The organism is Aquiflexum sp. (assembly GCF_977115555.1).
Genome location: NZ_CDSBKL010000425.1, coordinates 1 through 3,402, shown reverse-complemented (window position 1 = coordinate 3,402; position 3,402 = coordinate 1). Strand labels below are relative to the sequence as shown.

Here is a 3,402-nt window from a genome sequence, read left to right as displayed (position 1 = left end):
AGGTACCTGAGTCATGAGGTATTTCCATTTTCATATAGGGAATACTTATTGTATTTCTCTTTTCAGGATACTTTGGAAAATTTCAAAAAATATGTGCAATGCGGGGGATTTCCGGAATTTCTCCGTGATCAAAATCCTGAAATATTGCAGATGCTGCTCAAGGACATTTTGTTCAGGGATATTGCTGTCAGGTATGGGATCAAAAACACCCATGTCCTGATGGATATTGCGCTATATTTGGTGTCCAATATCGGTAAAGAAGTGAGTTTCAATGGTCTCAGAAACAATTTTAACGTTGGTTCTCCCACTACCGTATCGGATTACCTTTCGTGGATGGAAGATGCATATTTGCTTTTTTATCTTCCAAGGTTCAGTTGGTCAGCGAAAAGTATCTCCAAAAATCCAAAAAAAGTTTATTGCATCGATACCGGATTTGCAAAATCCAATTCTTTGAGTTTCAGCAAAGATGAAGGAAGGCTTTTGGAAAATCTTGTATACCTGAACTTGAGGAAAAAATTCCAAAAACTGTTCTATTTCAGAGAGCGTCAGGAATGTGATTTTGTGGTTTTTGAAGGTAATTCCTGCAAGTGGTTGATACAAGTCTGTGACACTCTGCACCCTGATTACAGGGATAGGGAAATCAATGGACTGATGGAAGCAATGGAATTTTTGAAAATGGACATCGGATATATTCTTACCCTAAACCAAAATGATCAAGTGGTCATAAACGGAAAAACCATAATCATTCAGGAGGTTAGAAAGTTTTTGACTTGGATGTGATTGACTTGGAATTTCCGCAACCAATCAAAAATTAAACTTGGCGCTCAGGAGAAAAATCCTCGTTTCGTTTTTGGAATAGAAATCCTGCGAAAATGACGCAGTCCTATTTTCACCTGCAAATCTCCTTGTGTCAAAAATATCCCTGACACTCAAGGCTAGGCTTCCGCGGTTATTGAAGAAGTTTTTCATGACGTTGGCATCCACAAAATATTGGGCAAGATCACGTCCTTGTGCTTCAATTTCAGGTGAATCGTAATTGGCTACAATCTGAAAATTGATTCCAAAAGGCAGTTTGAAATCACTCGTAAGTTTGGTATTCCAGGCAAAACCTTTGTTGATGGATCCATTTTCGACATTTGAACCATCGACAATGATCCTAAACATCGTCAGACCACCGCTGATATTCCACCAAGGCCTCACCTCTCCCAAACCGATCAGTTCCAAACCATAAGAAACCGCTGTATTCAGGTTTTCCGGTTGCATGTAGGAAATTCCATCCTGAATGATGGTAATCATGTCTACCTGCCCATCCACATGCCTGAAGAAAGCATTTGTGGTAAAGCTTGATTTAGCCCTGTTGAGCATGTGACCAAATTCCAAGGAATGTATTTTCTCCGGCTGAAGGTTTGGATTTCCCCGCCTTACACTCAGAGAATCAGTGATATCCGGAAATGGATTGAGTCTCCAAGGTCTTGGTCTATCGATCCTTCTGCTGTAGGTAAATTTCAGAGAATTCTCCTCATTCAGCTTGTATAGCACCTGCGCACTTGGAAACAGGTTAAGGTAATTCTGCTTGTTGATCTCATTGGTATTGATCAGTTCGGTATTGAGGTTGGTATATTCTCCCCTTAATCCAAAAGAGTAATCTATTTTATCCGAAGATGCTGCATAGATAAAATATCCAGCATACACCTGGTCTTTGTAGATAAACCTGTTGCTGACTTTGGGGTCTGTTACAAAATCCTGGTCTCCTTCCTGAAACCTTTGGAAAACAAAATCATTGTCAAATTCCCTCAAAATGGATTTCAGGCCTGTCTCTATCTTCTTTTTGTCTGAAAGGGGCTGGGTGTAATCTGCCTGAAAAACATAGATGTTTCTGGTTTCGTCCGTAAATCCACGCTCCTGACCGGTGAGGTTTTCTTCATTTGCCTCAGTCGAATTATTGAAAATATCTATGTTCTGAACCTTGTATTGGTTACGGTACGAACTGCTCGCTAAAAACCGAAATGACTGATCGGGATTGTCAAAAGTCCTTTCGTAAATGATTGCATTGTCGACGCCATCATCATCTTCTGTTTCATTGTTTCTCCTCACAAAATCCAAAATGGATTCTCCGGTAGAATTTCTGCTCAATTGGGAATACAGAGTGTTTACCTGACTGTCCACATTGGTGGTGAAAACCCCTTCGTAACTGATGATATTCTTGCCAAAGTAGTAATCTCCGCCATAGTTAAAAGTATGACCGATATTTTGGGATTCCCTGTCAGTTTCCTGAAGCAGCCGTTCATCTTCTTCAAAAAGAATCCTATCGGAAGTCCTTTTCCCGACATCCCTCCAATCCCGGTAATTGTATCCCCCATAAAGATTGTATTTGATGGTTCGGTGATTGAACCGGACACCGGTATTCATCCTTCCACGGGTACCATACGTCAATTCGCCACTTCCGTTTGTTCCGAGGTCTTCGCCTTTTTTGAGGATGATGTCGATCACACCACCTTCCGCATCTGCATCGAACCTTGCATTTGGGTTGTTGATGATCTTGATCTGCTCGACTGCACTTGCCGGGAGTTGGTCAAGATTTTGGGTCAGGGAGGAGTTTCGGCCGTTGATGAGGATGTTTGTTCCGGTACTTCCCCGGAGAGCGATCGTCCCATCATCGCTTACACTGATGGAAGGAGTGTTTCTCAAAATATCAAGCAAAGTACCGCCAAGATTGGACATGTTGGCTTCAGGATTGATGGTGATACCCTCCACATCTGCACGAAAAGGGAATTTTGCGGCTTGAACGACTATTTCTTCCAAGTTTTGGTTTTCGCTGACAACTTCGATTATACCAAGATCAATACTTGCCGATAGTTGGAGCGGAGTAATGGTCTTTTTATCGTAGCCAATCAGGTAAAAATTCAATTTGTAATTGCCAACAGGCGCATTCAATTCAAATTCACCGTTTTCCTTTGTATCTGAGTAAGTAAGGGGCAAATCCTCTCCCTCCTTGAATAGTGCCACTTGCATAAATATTATCGGCTGCTTGGAATCTGCATCAACAACTTTTCCTTTGACTGGGAATGTATCGCCCTGACCCATAGAAAAAATAGATTGTAGGAAAAATGCTCCCAACAAAATTGATTTTATAAAGAAATAAGAAGTAAGCGTTTTCATCTCGATGTTTTAAAAATTAATCTATGTACATACATATAATCCAAAAACAACCTTTAAGGTTTTGATTTTTTGAAACAATTATTTGAATGGATATATAATAGCTTTTAGAGGAGATATAGAAAATCGATTTCCAAGGAAATATTCATGTTGTTTGAAAAGTATATAAGAGTAATAGATGCGAGAAGGGTGATTTCAAAAGTAAATTTCCAATAGGTTTACCCTGGGGTTCGAGCTAAGCGATAT

Annotated in this window: 2 protein-coding genes; one reads left to right on the top strand and one right to left on the bottom strand. The window is 40.2% G+C overall.

All coding sequences use genetic code 11. The annotated features are described in order from the left end of the window. A partial coding sequence (locus ACZFYI_RS17760; protein WP_462525463.1) for an ATP-binding protein occupies window positions 1-780 on the top strand: 780 nt, incomplete at its 5' end. A 24-nt stretch (window positions 781-804) separates the two neighbouring features. Here ACZFYI_RS17760 and ACZFYI_RS17755 read toward each other — a convergent pair. Further along, window positions 805-3,159, bottom strand: coding sequence for a TonB-dependent receptor (locus tag ACZFYI_RS17755; RefSeq protein WP_462525462.1), 2,355 nt, complete (start codon window positions 3,157-3,159; stop codon window positions 805-807). Between the last annotated feature and the right edge of the window lie 243 nt (window positions 3,160-3,402).

Excerpts from the sequence above, each read along its gene's own strand:
- ACZFYI_RS17755 (WP_462525462.1), bottom strand. The coding sequence starts at position 3,159 with ATGAAAACGCTTACTTCTTATTTCTTTATAAAATCAATTTTGTTGGGA.